Source organism: Formosa haliotis (assembly GCF_001685485.1).
In the GTDB taxonomy this organism is placed as follows: domain Bacteria; phylum Bacteroidota; class Bacteroidia; order Flavobacteriales; family Flavobacteriaceae; genus Formosa; species Formosa haliotis.
Window position 1 is genome coordinate 2043864 of sequence record NZ_BDEL01000001.1, and the last position, 15325, is coordinate 2059188.

Annotated in this window: 11 protein-coding genes, 1 tRNA gene and 1 pseudogene; all 13 read right to left on the reverse strand. The window is 36.1% G+C overall.

The features are described from left to right. Positions 1 to 11 precede the first annotated feature (11 nt). The 13 genes and pseudogenes from A9D35_RS08340 to A9D35_RS08400 all read right to left on the reverse strand — a co-directional run bounded on the left by A9D35_RS08340 (position 12) and on the right by A9D35_RS08400 (position 15283). Positions 12 to 722 (reverse strand): thioredoxin domain-containing protein, encoded by a 711-nt coding sequence (locus A9D35_RS08340; protein WP_083191660.1) that lies wholly within the window; start codon positions 720 to 722, stop codon positions 12 to 14. A gap of 98 nt (positions 723 to 820) precedes the next feature. Continuing rightward, positions 821 to 894, reverse strand: a tRNA-Arg gene (locus tag A9D35_RS08345). Positions 895 to 960: 66 nt separating this feature from the next. Continuing rightward, positions 961 to 1410, reverse strand: a complete 450-nt coding sequence (locus A9D35_RS08350) for a GatB/YqeY domain-containing protein (RefSeq protein ID WP_066221533.1) — start codon at positions 1408 to 1410, stop codon at positions 961 to 963. A gap of 98 nt (positions 1411 to 1508) precedes the next feature. Further along, positions 1509 to 3496 (reverse strand): annotated as a pseudogene (gene ftsZ / locus A9D35_RS08355) (cell division protein FtsZ). 91 nt (positions 3497 to 3587) lie between these two features. Continuing rightward, the gene (gene ftsA, locus A9D35_RS08360; protein ID WP_066221536.1) at positions 3588 to 4940 is read right to left on the reverse strand and encodes a cell division protein FtsA; all 1353 of its coding nucleotides are present in this window, start codon (positions 4938 to 4940) and stop codon (positions 3588 to 3590) included. A gap of 3 nt (positions 4941 to 4943) precedes the next feature. After that, positions 4944 to 5669 carry a cell division protein FtsQ/DivIB gene (locus tag A9D35_RS08365; RefSeq protein ID WP_235817871.1) on the reverse strand — a complete coding sequence of 242 codons (726 nt, stop codon included), beginning with the start codon at positions 5667 to 5669 and terminating at the stop codon, positions 4944 to 4946. Next, positions 5659 to 7011 (reverse strand): UDP-N-acetylmuramate--L-alanine ligase, encoded by a 1353-nt coding sequence (gene murC, locus A9D35_RS08370; RefSeq protein ID WP_066221539.1) that lies wholly within the window; start codon positions 7009 to 7011, stop codon positions 5659 to 5661. The genes A9D35_RS08365 and murC overlap by 11 nt, the downstream gene beginning before the upstream one ends. Next, complete coding sequence (gene murG / locus A9D35_RS08375) at positions 7011 to 8108, reverse strand: undecaprenyldiphospho-muramoylpentapeptide beta-N-acetylglucosaminyltransferase (protein WP_066221541.1); 1098 nt, start codon at positions 8106 to 8108, stop codon at positions 7011 to 7013. Before murG ends, murC begins: the two co-directional genes overlap by 1 nt. Next, positions 8108 to 9304 (reverse strand): FtsW/RodA/SpoVE family cell cycle protein, encoded by a 1197-nt coding sequence (locus A9D35_RS08380; RefSeq protein ID WP_066221544.1) that lies wholly within the window; start codon positions 9302 to 9304, stop codon positions 8108 to 8110. Before A9D35_RS08380 ends, murG begins: the two co-directional genes overlap by 1 nt. Beyond that, the gene (gene murD, locus A9D35_RS08385; protein ID WP_066221546.1) at positions 9304 to 10635 is read right to left on the reverse strand and encodes a UDP-N-acetylmuramoyl-L-alanine--D-glutamate ligase; all 1332 of its coding nucleotides are present in this window, start codon (positions 10633 to 10635) and stop codon (positions 9304 to 9306) included. Before murD ends, A9D35_RS08380 begins: the two co-directional genes overlap by 1 nt. Before the next feature lies 1 nt (position 10636). Further along, the gene (mraY, locus tag A9D35_RS08390) at positions 10637 to 11869 is read right to left on the reverse strand and encodes a phospho-N-acetylmuramoyl-pentapeptide-transferase (RefSeq protein WP_066221548.1); all 1233 of its coding nucleotides are present in this window, start codon (positions 11867 to 11869) and stop codon (positions 10637 to 10639) included. Between the two features lies 1 nt (position 11870). Then, on the reverse strand, positions 11871 to 13334 hold the full coding sequence (locus A9D35_RS08395; RefSeq protein ID WP_066221551.1) for a UDP-N-acetylmuramoyl-L-alanyl-D-glutamate--2,6-diaminopimelate ligase: 1464 nt from the start codon (positions 13332 to 13334) through the stop codon (positions 11871 to 11873). Beyond that, positions 13331 to 15283, reverse strand: coding sequence for a PASTA domain-containing penicillin-binding protein (locus tag A9D35_RS08400; RefSeq protein ID WP_066221553.1), 1953 nt, complete (start codon positions 15281 to 15283; stop codon positions 13331 to 13333). Before A9D35_RS08400 ends, A9D35_RS08395 begins: the two co-directional genes overlap by 4 nt. Positions 15284 to 15325 lie beyond the last annotated feature (42 nt).

Sequence of the window (15325 nt, forward strand, 5' to 3'; positions counted from 1 at the left end):
TTATAATTAAATCAATGTTGTTCTAATTGACTTACTACATCTGCTTTTTCTATAAAACCAAAATTACTCCACACTAGATTCTTATTCTTATAAAGTTGTAGAACGGGTAATGCATCAACTCCCAAAATTTTACATAATGCCTTATTTTTATCGACATCGATACGCACAACCTCTACCGTAGTTTTCATATCTAACGAAATTTCCTTTAAATAAGGTTCCATCTTTTTACATGGCGCACACCAATCGGCATAGAAATCGACTAAAACTAATTTATCAGGTTCCAATAGCTTGTCAAACTCCTGCTTTGTCATGCCTTCGCTAGAATTACTAGGCGTCATTTCAGGTAAGTTTTTACTGCGCCATTTCATTAATCCGCCATCTAGTTCATAAACCTTAGTAAATCCATCTAAACGCATCTGAGAGGCTGCTTTTGCACTTCGTGCACCACTTAAACAATACACCAAAATCGCTTCTGTTTTATCTAACCTTGCTGTTTCGTTTTGAAAACTATCGGCCTTCCAATCTACATTTTTAGCATTGGCTATATGTCCGCTATCATATTCTGAAGGCGTTCGCACATCGATAAGCGGAATTTCTGGGTGCTCAGTTATCATTTTAGCAAAATCGGAAACCGACAATGTTGTATTTTCAGTTTGTGCTAGAGTCATTTGCCATGTAAAAACTACTACGAAGGTTAAAAGATATTGGATCTGTTTTATCATGATATATATTTTATAATAGCGTTTTTATTGAACCAAATATGTGGTTATATTACAAATAAAGCGCAATTAACAAAATTAAGTTAATTACGCTTTTATTGTGACCGCGAAGGGATTCGAACCCCCAACCCTCAGAGCCGAAATCTGATATTCTATCCAGTTGAACTACGCAGCCATTTATTTATTGTTAGTTGTTAGTTGTTAGAACATACTATTTTCCAACTCTAATATCTAAAAACAACTAAGCCAACTTTGCTTTAACAATATTCGAAATGGTTTTACCATCTGCTTTTCCTGCTAATTGAGCGCTAACGATTCCCATTACTTTCCCCATATCTTTCATGCCTTGGGCTCCCGTTTCTGAAATGGTTTGTAATACTACTTTTTCTATATCTTCATCACTAAGTTGTTCTGGTAAAAACTGACTTATCACCTCGGCCTGAGCTAATTCTGGCTCAGCCAAATCGGCACGATTTTGTTCTGTATAAATAGCAGCACTATCCTTACGTTGCTTAACTAATTTAGATAATATTTTTATTTCTTGCTCTTCAGAAATCTCTTCCTTAGAACCTGTTTCTGTTTGTGCTAATAATAATTCAGACTTTACCGCTCTTAACGCAGCTAAAGCCGTTTGGTCTTTTGCTTTCATGGCAGTTTTCATAGCTGTCATGATATTTTGTTGTAAACCCATAATTGTAATTTGTTGCGAAGATAAAAATAAAAACCCAGAAATCTCTAAGAGTTTCTGGGTTAAAAAAGCTAAAAAATTAACTAAAATTTGCTATTAATCTAGTCCACATTGTCGTGTAAAAACGAATTATTACTTCTTAGCTGTATGTCATTATTGTCGTCTACTCCTAGACTTGTTCCCGACATATTATTTTCTGATGAATGTTGTGTTTCGTCTAAATTCACACCTTGACGCTTGTATGCCGGTATTTTTTCTATTTCATCAATTTTTGACGTATTGAATTTATAGTTAAAATCCTTCATCTTTCTACGACGCTCTTCTGCACGCTCTTTTAGCATTTCAGAAATTGGTGTATTCATAGGATCGATTGGTTCTGATGGTGCTTTTGGAGCAACTTTTTCAGGTTCTACAGGGGGGTCTTTTTTTATAAAACTTACCTCCTGATTGAAATTATCTAAAGTCTCATCTTGAACAATCTTCTTCTCTTGCTTTACTACCACCTTTTTTTCTTGCTCTTCATAGTCATCAAGCACATATCTTACTTCTCCTTTTTCAGAAGATTCTGTTACGTTTATTAATTCTACATACTCGTTTACAGGTGTGTTTTTTATATCGTCTGCATCATCCAAAGTATGTTTAATTACAGTTTTAGCTTCCTCAGGAGCATCTGTAGCATGATCTTTTTGTAAAGGCATATCGAAAGTAAGCGTGATTTGCTTTTCTTCCTCCTCAATAATTTCTGATGGCTCTTCTACTTTTTTAACTTCGGTAAAGACAAAATCATTTACATCAACATCAAATTCTGAAAGATTTTCAAAATTGACATTTATATTTTAATCGCCTCCGATGTTGGCACCAAATCCATATCGTTAGTAGGCTTTGGAGTTTCCTTTTTAATAGGTGCATCAAAATCTTCTAAATCATTTATATCTAGAGTATGTTTAATTACCTCTGGTGCTTTTTCAGCTTTTAACTCAATATTTGGTGTAATAATCGCTGGCTCACGATCTACCTTGTTAGTTTCTTGTTTTTCTGAGTTTTGCTCGTCTTCTAATGCATGAACAACCTTTTTAGCTTCTGTATTAGAAATCTCATCTTGTTGTTCTAAATTAAAACCAGTTGCAATTATGGTAACCGCAATAGACTCTTCTAACGATTCATCTTCGCCAACCCCCATAATAATGTTAGCGCCATGACCAGCTTCACTTTGAATATGATCGTTGATTTCTCCTATCTCATCAATAGTAATTTCTTGTTCACCAGAAACAATTAGCAACAACACGTTTTTGGCTCCCGAAATTTTATTATCGTTTAATAATGGTGAATCTAAGGCTTTCATAATCGCGTCTTTTGCACGATTTTGCCCAGATGCTACCGAAGACCCCATGATAGCAGATCCACTATTACTTAATACCGTTTTGGCATCACGTAAATCGATGTTTTGTGTATAGTGGTGTGTAATAACCTCGGCTATACCACGAGCAGCTGTGGATAACACTTCGTCGGCCTTAGAGAATCCGGCCTTAAAACCAAGATTTCCATAAACTTCGCGAAGTTTGTTGTTATTAATTACAATTAAAGAATCGACAACGTTACGTAATTTTTCGATTCCTTTTTGCGCTTGTTCGTTACGCATTTTACCTTCAAACTGAAATGGCATAGTAACAATACCTACGGTTAAAACGTCTAAGTCTTTAGCCATTTTAGCTATGATTGGTGCGGCCCCAGTACCTGTACCACCACCCATACCGGCAGTTATAAAAATCATTTTTGTGTTAGTGTCTAACATACGCTTAAGATCGTCGTAACTCTCTACTGCAGATTGTTCTCCAATTTCTGGGTTAGCTCCGGCTCCTAAACCTTCTGTTAAATCTAATCCTAACTGTATTTTATTAGGAACACCACTGTTTTGAAGTGCTTGCGCATCTGTATTACAGATTACAAAATCTACTCCTTTAATACCTTGCTGAAACATGTGATTGATGGCGTTGCTACCACCACCACCAACTCCAATAACCTTAATGACATTTGATTGGTTTTTTGGTAAATCAAATGAGATACTTGCGAATTCTTTGTTGCTGCTCATAAATTCTTTTTTACTGGGTTTTAATCTTAACTTTTATTTATGCTCTTTATTTTGAACACTAAATATTTTAATAATTTATTTAACTTTTTTCCTATTCGGCGTTGTCCAAAAAATCTTTGATCTTGTCCGTAAACTTGTCCAAAAAATTTCGGCGCTCCTTCCTTTCTTCTCGAGGAATTTCTTTTAACTCCTCTTTTTCTTCAATAATTTCTTCTGAAATTGGAGTGGCACTTTGAATTTCTTCTTCTTCAATTTCTTCTATTCTAGCATCCCGCTTTTTGCGTTCTTGATGTTTTAATCCGTCTAAAACTAAACCGACACTTGTAGCGTATAACGGACTCGTAATATCTTCATTACTATCGCCTGCTAAATGCTCGTTAGGATACCCTATACGGGTGTCCATCCCGGTAATATATTCTACCAACTGCTTTAAATGCTTTAATTGCGCACCTCCTCCTGTTAGTACAATACCTGCTATTAATTTCTTTTTCTGTTCTTCGTGACCGTAATTTTTAATTTCTAAAAACACCTGTTCAACGATTTCAACTACACGCGCATGAATAATTTTCGATAAATTCTTCAGTGTAATTTCTTTAGGCTCTCTACCTCTTAATCCAGGAATAGAAACAATTTCGTTGTCTTTATTTTCTCCAGGCCAAGCAGAACCAAATTTTATTTTTAAAAGTTCGGCTTGTTTTTCAATAATCGAACAACCTTCTTTTATGTCTTCGGTAATAACGTTTCCTCCAAAAGGGATAACCGCTGTATGACGAATTATACCATCTTTAAAAACAGCCAAATCTGTTGTTCCCCCTCCTATATCGATTAGGGCAACACCTGCCTCTTTTTCCTCTTGACTTAGCACTGCGTTAGCCGACGCTAAAGGCTCTAAGGTTAATCGTTCTAACTCTAAATCGGCACTTTTTATACAACGCCCAATGTTTCTAATAGAAGAAACCTGACCTACAACCACATGAAAATTAGCTTCCAATCGTCCGCCATGCATACCAATCGGTTCCTTAATTTCTGCCTGCCCATCAATTTTATACTCTTGCGGTAACACATGAATAATCTCTTCTCCAGGAAGCATCACCAATTTATGAACCTGATTGATTAGTTTATCGATATCGGTTTCATCAATTACCGTCTCAGAATTTGGTCTGGTTATATAATCGCTATGTTGTAAACTTCGTATATGCTGACCTGCAATTCCTACCGTTACTCCTTCTATTTTTGTTCCAGCAGAGGCTTCTGCTTCTTGCACGGCTTGCTGAATAGATTGAATAGTTTGTGTAATATTACTTACCACACCACGATGAACTCCTAGACTTTTAGATCGGCCAATACCTAAAATTTCTAGTTTTCCGTAATCGTTTTTACGACCAATCATGGCCACAATTTTTGTGGTTCCAATATCTAATCCAACTGCTATATTATGTTCCATAGTTTAGTTTTTGGTGCACACCACTTGGTTATCGAATTGCAAATTAATTTTATTATAATCATTAAGAGTTTTCTCTTTTAAAGCCTTCTTATAAAACACTTTTAGATTATTTATTTTTTTATCTAACTGACTTAAATCGCCTAAATACACTTCAAAATCATGTTGTCTTAATTTTAAAGACATTTTTTGAGCTTCATTTTGATGAATCTCAACGACATGTTGTTTTAAGAAGGTATCATTATAAACTTTCTGGGCGATTTTAAAAACATTACCTAAATTATTTTTATCAATTTTTCCCACAACAAAAGGTACACGCGCAGTATAGTTAGTCGACAAAGGCATGTAACCACCTTCATCATCTACATAATACGACGTTGCATCTTGAACGCGTGCAATAGGTTTTTTCTGTTCTATATCTACTGTTAGTAAGCCGTTTACGTCTACATAAACTTCTGCAGATTTAATTAATGGATTCGAATTCAGGGCAAATTCTAATGTATTCAAATCTAGAGTTTCTTTACTCAAATTGGAAACCTCTTCATGATTTTGTATTAACAAGTTACTAACATTTTCATGGGTAATATACAAGTTGTGATCGCCCATAAAATGAATTACTGGCTCCGACACTTTTCTATGTCCATTTCGTACCGATGCGAAGGCAAATAAAAACATTACCACAGCCGTTAGCAGCACCAACTTAACATATCCCCAATGTACTTTAATCGCCATTTAATGCCGTTTTTATATGTTTAACTTCCTCTCCTATATCGCCAGCACCCATAGTTACAATAACCTGAGCTTTGCTTGCTTTTATTTTTGAAATAAGATTTGATTTAGAAACCAACTCTTTATTTTCATTTTTTATTTTGCCTAATAACCATTCCGATGAAACACCTTCTATTGGCAATTCTCTTGCTGGGTAAATATCTAATAACAGAACCTCATCAAAAGACGATAGGCTGCTAGCAAAATCATCTACAAAATCTCGTGTTCTACTGAATAAATGTGGCTGAAACACAGCCATTACTTTCCGGTCTGGATACATTTCACGAATGGCTTGATACACCGCCTTAATCTCTTCCGGGTGGTGTGCGTAATCGTCTATATAAATTATATTTTCCGATTTAATATGATATGTAAATCGTCTTTTAACCCCTTTATATAATGCTAACGCCTTGGCGAGCTGTGGTTGAGGGCAACCATACTCTACAGCCATCGCCAGGGCTATTAATGCATTCGACAAATTATGTCTACCAGGTAGGTTAAATTGAATATTTTTAATCAGGTTTTTAGGTGTTTTTACATCAAACACATAAGCACCATTCTCTATTTTTATATTTTGCGCGGTATAGTCGGAATCATCTTCAATACCGTATGTAATTCCTTTTAAAGGCAAACCATTTTTAACAAACAACATGCCATTCTCTTTTATTTTTTTCGAAAATTCAACAAAAGATTCTTGCAAAGCTTCTGCTTCTCCATAAATATCTAAATGATCGGCATCCATAGAAGTTATACATGCTAGATCTGGAGATAAGGTTAAAAATGAACGATCAAATTCATCAGCCTCAACTACAGAAACCGTAGTTCCTTTAGAGATGTAATTCGAGTTGTAATTTTCACTAATACCACCTAAAAACGCCGTTAAAGGCACATCGCACTGATACAACAAATGCGCTAAGATACTCGTGGTGGTTGTTTTACCATGTGTACCTGCCACCGCCAAACAAAAGGTGTTTTTAGTAATTAGCCCTAAAACTTCCGAACGCTTTAAAACCGAGAAACTTTTATTATTCTTAAAATACACCAACTCCATATTATCTTTTGGCACGGCAGGGGTATAAACCACCAAAGTTCTATCGTAATTTAAAAATGGCTCGTCTACATTCGCTATAGAATCTTCAAAATGCACTTTAATTCCTAACGCTTCCAAATCGCGAGTAACATCGCTTGGTGTTTTATCGTAGCCAGCAACATTCATATTATTAGCTTTAAAATAGCGCGCCAAAGCACTCATGCCTATGCCGCCAATGCCAATAAAATAAACGTTATGTATGCTGTCTAAATTCATTAGATATTTAATAGTTTTTCTACTTCGTTTACAATGTCTTTTGTAGCATTTACAAGAGCCAACTGCTTAATATTTTCACTTAACCCAATTTGCTTATCTTTCGATTCTATTAATTGAGAAAACTTGTTTTCAAAATCGACATCTAAATCGCTTTCTTGAATTAACATCGCCGCTTGTTCTTTAACTATAGCCATCGCATTTTTAGTTTGATGATCTTCGGCAACATTTGGCGACGGTATAAATATTACAGGTTTCCCTACGATGCATAATTCTGAAACAGAACCTGCTCCTGCTCTAGAGATAATAATATCTGCTGCAGCATAGGCAAAATCCATATTATTTAAATAGGCGTGTACTTGTACATTTTTAGTGTTATTATAAATTTTATAGGTATCGTAATACAACTTACCGCATTGCCAAATAACTTGAACATTGCGCATTTGTAAAAAATCGAGTTCTTTCTCTATAAGCTCATTAATTCGTTTAGAGCCTAAACTACCACCTAAAACTAACAAGGTCTTTTTTTCTGAAACCAATCCGAAAAAGGCTTTCGCTTCTTCTGTTTTAGAATTAATCTCCAACAAACTTTGACGCACAGGATTTCCTGTTTTTATAATTTTTTCTTTCGGAAAAAAGCGCTCCAAACCATCGTAAGCCACACAAATTTTCTGAACCTTTTTCGACAATAACTTATTGGTTATTCCTGGAAAAGAATTCTGTTCTTGAATTAAACTCGGAATCTTTTTCCCAGAAGCCACTTGTAATAAGGGACCACTAGCAAATCCTCCGGTACCAATAACAACATCTGGTTTAAACTGCCTGATTATTTTTCCTGCCGCCAACAAACTACTGATAAGCTTAAACGGAAACATTAAATTTTTTAAAGTCAACTCACGCTGAATCCCCGAAATCCAAAGTCCCTCTATATCGTAACCTGCTTGTGGCACTTTTTCCATTTCCATTCTATCTTTTGCTCCCACAAATAGAAATTTAGCATCGGGATGACGCTGCTTCAATTCGTTCGCAATCGCAATCGCCGGGTAAATATGCCCCCCAGTTCCTCCTCCAGATAATATGATACGATATGTTTTACTCATTATATTGCTTCCGATAAAATTTCTAACGGATTTTCTTCGTCTATTTCTTCTTCTTTTGCCGAAACTTCGCTTCTAGCACTTACACTTAAAATAATTCCTATTGCCAAACAGGTCATCCAAATCGATGTTCCTCCACTACTTATTAACGGCAGAGTTTGCCCCGTTACTGGGAATAATTCCACAGCAACCGCCATATTTATTAAGGCCTGAATTACGATAGGTAAACCTACCCCGAGTACGACTAGCGTACCAAAAACAGTTTTGGCGTGATGCGAGATTATAATGATTCTGAACAATAACATCATATACATAGCCATTAAAATCACGCCCCCTATTAAGCCATATTCTTCAATAATTATGGCAAAAATAAAATCGGATGAAGATTGTGGTAAAAAATTCTTCTGAACACTTTTCCCAGGACCAACACCCTTTACACCTCCCGATGCAATCGCAATTTTTGCTTTTTCAATCTGATAATCTTCCTCGGTATCTTCGCCATTAGAAAAATTCTCGATACGACTCATCCAAGTGTCTATTCGGTTTGGCATAGCTTCTGGAAATGCCTTCGCAACCAATACAAACATGGCTAAAGACAAGACCCCCATACCAACAATTAAAGCCAAATATTTAAGTGGATAACCGCCTAAAAACACCAAAGTCAGCACGATAAGAAAAATTAAAGCTGCTGTCGAAAAATTAGCCGGCAAAATTAACATAATCACTAAGAAAACAGGTAACCACAATGGTAAAATTGAATCTTTAAATGTAATTTTTGTATCTGCCATTTTAGACATGTATCGCGCCACATACACCATAAGCACCACCGATGCAAATGTTGATGTTTGAAACGACATACCTACAATAGGAATCTGTATCCACCTACTAGCATTAGCCCCATCTATAGTTGTGCCCTGCATCATGGTAAGCGCCAACAACACTAAAACCACAGGTATAAACACCATAGACAGTCCTCTTAAATAGCGATACGGCATTAAATGCGCTGCATACATTATAAAAAAACCAACCCCTAAATGCATGAGGTGCTTAATAAAAAAACTAAAAGTATTACCGCTACCGTGCAAATACGCCAAATTACTTGCCGCACTATACACCGGTAGAAACGAGAACAACGCCAATAATGCAGCAATTGCCCAAACCGATCGATCTCCTTTTAATTTTTTAAAAAATTCTTGCATTATAAATTTCTAACTGCGTCTTTAAATTGCCTTCCTCTATCTTCGTAATTCTCAAATAAGTCAAAACTTGCGCAAGCTGGAGACAATAACACATTGTCGCCCGCTTCTGCCAGCTTATAAGCTATTTTTACAGCTTCGCTCATAAATTGTGTTTCCACAATAACATCAACCATATTGCTAAATTTCTCTAACAATTTCTCATTATTAACTCCTAAGCAAATAATGGCTTTTACTTTTTCGTTCACAAACGGAAATAATGTTTCGTAACTATTCCCTTTATCTTCTCCACCAACAATCCATACTGTAGGAGCAGACATGCTCTCTAACGCAAAATATGTTGCATTTACATTGGTTGCCTTAGAATCGTTTATATATTGAACTTTATTAATTTTTAAAACCTGCTCAAGACGGTGTTCTACCCCCTGAAAATTTTCTAAACTTTCACGAATGGTTTGCTTTCTTATTTTTAATAAGTGCGCCACCGTTGAAGCTGCCATTGCATTTTTTACATTATGTTTACCTTCTAACGTTAGGTCTCTTGTTGGCATAATTATCTGGTTATTATCTATTGTTATTTTAATATTTTCTTTGTCTAAATACGCGCCATTTTCTATTGGTTTTACTAATGAAAATGGTAATAATTGTGATTGAATTGGATGCTGATTTAACCAATCGACTAACACCTCATCGTCGGCATCATAAATCAAATAATCATCTTTTGTTTGATTCATTACTATTCTAAATTTTGAAGCGATGTATTCCTCAAAATTGTAATTATACCGATCTAAATGATCTGGAGTAATATTGGTGATTACAGCAATATGTGGTTTAAAATCTACCACTCCATCTAATTGAAAACTGCTAATTTCTAACACATAGTTTTCGAAATCATCTTCTAAAACTTGCTTCGCAAAACTATCACCTATATTTCCCGCCAAACCCACATTTAATTCTTGTTTTAAAATGTGGTACGCTAGACTCGCTGTAGTAGTTTTACCATTACTCCCCGTTATTCCAACGATATTCGCATTGGTAAACTGGGCCGCAAATTCAATTTCTGAAATTACCGGAACGCCCTTTTCTTTTAACGCTTTTACCAAAGGCACTTTATCTGGAATTCCAGGGCTTTTCATAACCAAATCTGCATTCAGAATTTTTGACTCTGTGTGCTGTGATTCTTCCCAATCAATCTCATTATTTATAAGAACGTTTTTGTATTTGTCTTTTATAATTCCTTTATCCGAAACAAACACCTCAAATCCTTTTGCTTTTCCTAAAAGCGCTGTACCAACACCACTTTCTCCTCCTCCTAAAATCACCAACCGCTTCATGCTATCTAATTTTTAGAGTTACAACAGAAATGATGGCTAGCAATATTCCTATAATCCAAAAACGGGTAACAATTTTACTTTCGTGATATCCTGATTTTTGGTAGTGATGATGCAAAGGCGACATTTTAAAAATGCGTCGGCCTTCGCCATATTTTTTTCGTGTATACTTAAAGTAGCTTACTTGCATAACTACAGATAGATTCTCGGCCAAAAAGATTCCGCATAACACAGGAATTAACCACTCCTTTCTAACTGCAATAGCAATTACGGCAATTATACCTCCTATTGTTAAACTTCCTGTATCTCCCATAAACACTTGCGCCGGATAGGTATTATACCATAAAAATCCTATTAGTGCTCCTGTAAAAGCCGCGATATAAATAGTAATTTCTTCGACTCTTGGGATGTACATAATATTGAGATAATCGGAAAATATGATGTTACCCGATACCCAAGCAAAAATCCCCAAAGTGAAAACTATAATGACGGACGTCCCTGCCGCGAGGCCATCTATGCCATCGGTTAAATTGGCTCCATTAGACACTGCAGTAATTATAAAAATCACAATAGGAATAAATAGTAACCAGGCGTATTTAGCCAAGTTTGGATTAATCCAAGTAATTAAATCGGCATAATCAAACTCATTCGATTTCACGAAAGGAATAGTAGTTTTGGTCGACTTTTCCTCCTCGTTAAACTGTTTCGGCGTACCGCCTTGTGCAATTACGATTTCTTGTTGCGCTAACGGAATTTTCTCTTTAACCGTCACTTCCGGATGAAAGTATAAGGTTGTCCCTACGATTAGCCCTAAACCAACCTGACCTAATACTTTAAACTTCCCTTTTAAACCTTCTTTATCGTTTTTAAACTTCTTTATATAATCGTCTATAAACCCAATGGTTCCCATCCAGAGCGTAGTCACTATCAGTAACAGGATATACACATTATCTAGTTTCGATAATAAAACTACAGGTATAAGCGTTGCTAGAATAATTATAATTCCACCCATAGTTGGTGTTCCCGCTTTCTCAACTTGACCTTCTAATCCTAAATCACGAATAGATTCGCCTACTTGCTGACGTTGTAAATAGCGAATAATTCGCTTTCCGTAAATGGTAGAAATAAGTAAAGACATAATTACAGCTACTGCCGCACGAAAGGTTATAAACCCAAATAATGAGGCTCCTGGAAACTGATAATGTTGCTCTAAATATTCGAAAAAATAATATAACATTTTACTTCTCTAGCTGTTTTAAATAGTCTTTTACAATTTCTAAATCGTTAAAATCGAATCGTTCTCCTTTAATTTCCTGATAGGTCTCATGACCTTTACCGGCAATTAATATAATATCGTTTGGTTGCGCCAATTGGCACGCCGTTTTTATAGCTTGACGTCTATCTACAATAGACATCGTTTTTTTAAAATGAATTGGCTCTACTCCCTTTTCTATAGCTTCAATAATGTCTTCTGGAACTTCATCTCTAGGATTATCGCTCGTAAAAATCACTTTTGTACTTAAAGCAGAGGCAATATGTCCCATTTTTGGACGCTTTGTTTTATCTCGATTTCCACCACACCCTACTACAGTTATTAAATCTTCATTACTCGTGCGAATGCTGTTTATGGTTTCTAACACATTTTGCAAAGCATCTGGAGTATGCGCATAATCTACAATTGCAGTTATTTTAGTTTCGGAAATCACATATTGAAATCGCCCGCTAACACTTTCTAATCCACTAATAAGTCTTAAAACCTCCTCCTTTTCTAAACCTAATAAATCTGCAACACTGTAAATAGCCAACAAATTATAAGCATTGAACCGCCCTATAATTCTAGACCAAACTTCGTTATCATTAATCTTAAGCAGTAAACCTGTAAATTGATTTTCTAGGATTTGAGCTTTATAATCGGCGTAATTTTTAAGGGCATAGGTATATTTCTGCGCTTTTGTATTTTGAAGCATGACCTCTCCATTTTTATCATCTACATTTACTACAGCGAACGCCGTTTTTGGCAACTCATCGAAAAACGATTTTTTAACATCGCGATATTCTGCAAATGAATTATGATAATCTAAATGGTCGTGAGATAAATTAGTAAACACACCTCCCACAAAATGAAGTCCTTCTGTACGTTTTTGATGAATTCCGTGCGAACTTACTTCCATAAAGCAGTACTCAACACCTTCAACATTCATCATACTTAAGTACGAATTGATACTTAAAGAATCTGGTGTTGTATGCGTGGCTTTATATTCTTTGTCGTCAATTAAAATTTTAACGGTTGAAAGCAATCCTACTTTATATCCAGCATTTTTAAATAACTGATATAAAAGTGTGGCAATGGTTGTTTTTCCATTGGTCCCTGTAATTCCTATGAGCTTTAAATTCTCTGACGGATTATTATAAAAGTTCGACGCCATTATAGCTAGCGCTACTTTAGTATCGGTTACCTGAATGTAAGTGACTCCATTGATTTTCTCTACTGGAAAATGCTCGCAAACCACAACCAAAGCTCCGTTATTAATAGCCGTTTCAATAAACTCATGACCATCTGCCAAAGTTCCAGAAATAGCCACAAACACATCGTTCAATTCTATTTTTCGAGAATCGAAAGCAATATTATTAACATGCACATTCGTTGTTCCAACAACGGCATCAATAGCAACCTTATACAATATGTCTTTTAATAAACTCACGAAATTTTCAATACAACTTTTTGATTCTTTTTTATTTTTTCTCCTTGCGGAATAGATTGTGCTTTTACTTGTCCTAAACCATCCATTTCTACTTCTAAACCTAAGTTTTCAAGTAAAGCCACAGCATCCATTACCGGTAAACCAACAACTTTTGGCATTATGGTTTTATAGTCTTGTGCCGTTTTAAAATACCCTTCGTATTCCTTTTCCACAGGTGAGTCGGCTACCTGAAGCGTATTTACCTCGTCTATAATAGGGGTGTCTGTAAATATTTTTTGGGCAATACGCTTAAATACAGGGCCAGAAACATCGGCTCCGTAATACCCTTTCTTTGTACTTGGTTTATGCACCACAACAATGCAAGAATACTTTGGATTTTCGGCCGGAAAATATCCTGCAAAGGAAGACACATACCGTGGTGAAGACTTCCAGTCTTTCATCCAATATTCGGTTTGTGCGGTACCTGTTTTTCCTGCCATAGAGAAATACGGATTATACAGAGATTTCCCTGTTCCGCGTACTACTACATTTTTTAATATTTTACGAATTTCACCCAGTGTTTTATCTGAACATATTTTTTCGTTTATAACTTCCCTATCAAAAGTTTCTATTTCCTTATTCAACTCTTTAACCTCCCTAATAAAACGAGGTTTAACCATAACCCCATCGTTTGCTATAGCATTATAAAAGGTTAAGGTCTGCAAAGGCGTTAATTCCATATTATACCCGTACGCCATAGAAGGCAGTGCATTTCTACTCCATTTGGCATGACCCGGCTCCGGAATCATAGGTTTACCTTCCCCTATAATTGAAATTCCAAAAGGCTTATCTAATTTCCATTCTTTTATATGATTGATAAACTTTTCTGGCTGTTTAGAATACCCTTCATCTAATATGGTAGCTAGCCCAATATTTGAAGACACCTCTAGAGATCTTGCCGCAGAAATTTTACCAAATCCACCGTGATGTGAATCCGAAATAGTTCGTCCGTAAAAACGCTTTCTTCCTTTCCCTGTATCAATCACCGTAGATGTATCTATTAATTTATCCTCTAAAGCAGCCATTAAGGCCATCGTTTTAAATGTAGATCCTGGCTCATGAGATTCTCCAACAGCATAATTCAATTTCTCGTAATAGGTTCCGTTTTTGGTACGACCTAAATTTGAAATAGCGCGAATTTCTCCGGTCTCCACTTCCATAACTACCACACAACCATGCTCGGCTTCATAATATTCTAACTGCTTCAGCAATGCATGATGCGCAATATCCTGAATATTAACATTAATAGTTGTATATACATCGTACCCATCCTTAGGTTCCACTTGGTTGTAATCGGCGATAGGCTTCCACTGTCCCTTCCCAATATTTTGCTTTAAGCGCTTACCATTGGTACCTCGTAAATATTTAACCCCAAACGCACCATCTATTCCTGGTCGCGTAACATTTCCGTTTTCATCTATGCGCTCGTAACCAATAGTACGCTCGGCCATTCCCCCCATAGGGTGCTCGCGTTTTGTTTTTTGCTCTACAATTAATCCGCCTTTAAAAGCACCAAGATTTAGCATAGGAAAATTACGTAATCGGATATAATCTGAATAGCCAATATCTCTAGCTATTAAATGATATCTATTGCGTTCTACGCGTGCTCGTCGTAATTGTTTTTGGTAGTAACTAGAAGGTTTCCCTCCAAATTCTTGAAGCGAATCGCACAACGGTTTTAAATATTTTTCGAATGTTTTTGAAGTTGGTGTCATCGCATCGAATCGGATATCGTATTTAGGAACCGAAGTAGCCAAGAGACTCCCCTCTACATCGTACACATTCCCACGATTTGCTGGAATAGTCACCGATTTTATGGTACGCTTTTCTGCCAGGCTACGATACTTATCTCCATCTACAAATTGAATTGTACACAGTTTAAAGATCACAGCTGCAGCGAACAGAAACATACATCCTGCTACAATATACAATCGGTTTGATATGTTCTTCTG

Excerpts from the sequence above, each read along its gene's own strand:
- A9D35_RS08340 (WP_083191660.1), bottom strand. The coding sequence starts at position 722 with ATGATAAAACAGATCCAATATCTTTTAACCTTCGTAGTAGTTTTTACA.
- murD (WP_066221546.1), bottom strand. The coding sequence starts at position 10,635 with ATGAAGCGGTTGGTGATTTTAGGAGGAGGAGAAAGTGGTGTTGGTACA.
- A9D35_RS08365 (WP_235817871.1), bottom strand. The coding sequence starts at position 5,669 with ATGGCGATTAAAGTACATTGGGGATATGTTAAGTTGGTGCTGCTAACG.
- A9D35_RS08350 (WP_066221533.1), bottom strand. The coding sequence starts at position 1,410 with ATGGGTTTACAACAAAATATCATGACAGCTATGAAAACTGCCATGAAA.
- mraY (WP_066221548.1), bottom strand. The coding sequence starts at position 11,869 with ATGTTATATTATTTTTTCGAATATTTAGAGCAACATTATCAGTTTCCA.
- ftsA (WP_066221536.1), bottom strand. The coding sequence starts at position 4,940 with ATGGAACATAATATAGCAGTTGGATTAGATATTGGAACCACAAAAATT.
- A9D35_RS08400 (WP_066221553.1), bottom strand. The coding sequence starts at position 15,283 with ATGTTTCTGTTCGCTGCAGCTGTGATCTTTAAACTGTGTACAATTCAA.
- murG (WP_066221541.1), bottom strand. The coding sequence starts at position 8,108 with ATGAGTAAAACATATCGTATCATATTATCTGGAGGAGGAACTGGGGGG.
- A9D35_RS08380 (WP_066221544.1), bottom strand. The coding sequence starts at position 9,304 with ATGCAAGAATTTTTTAAAAAATTAAAAGGAGATCGATCGGTTTGGGCA.
- murC (WP_066221539.1), bottom strand. The coding sequence starts at position 7,011 with ATGAATTTAGACAGCATACATAACGTTTATTTTATTGGCATTGGCGGC.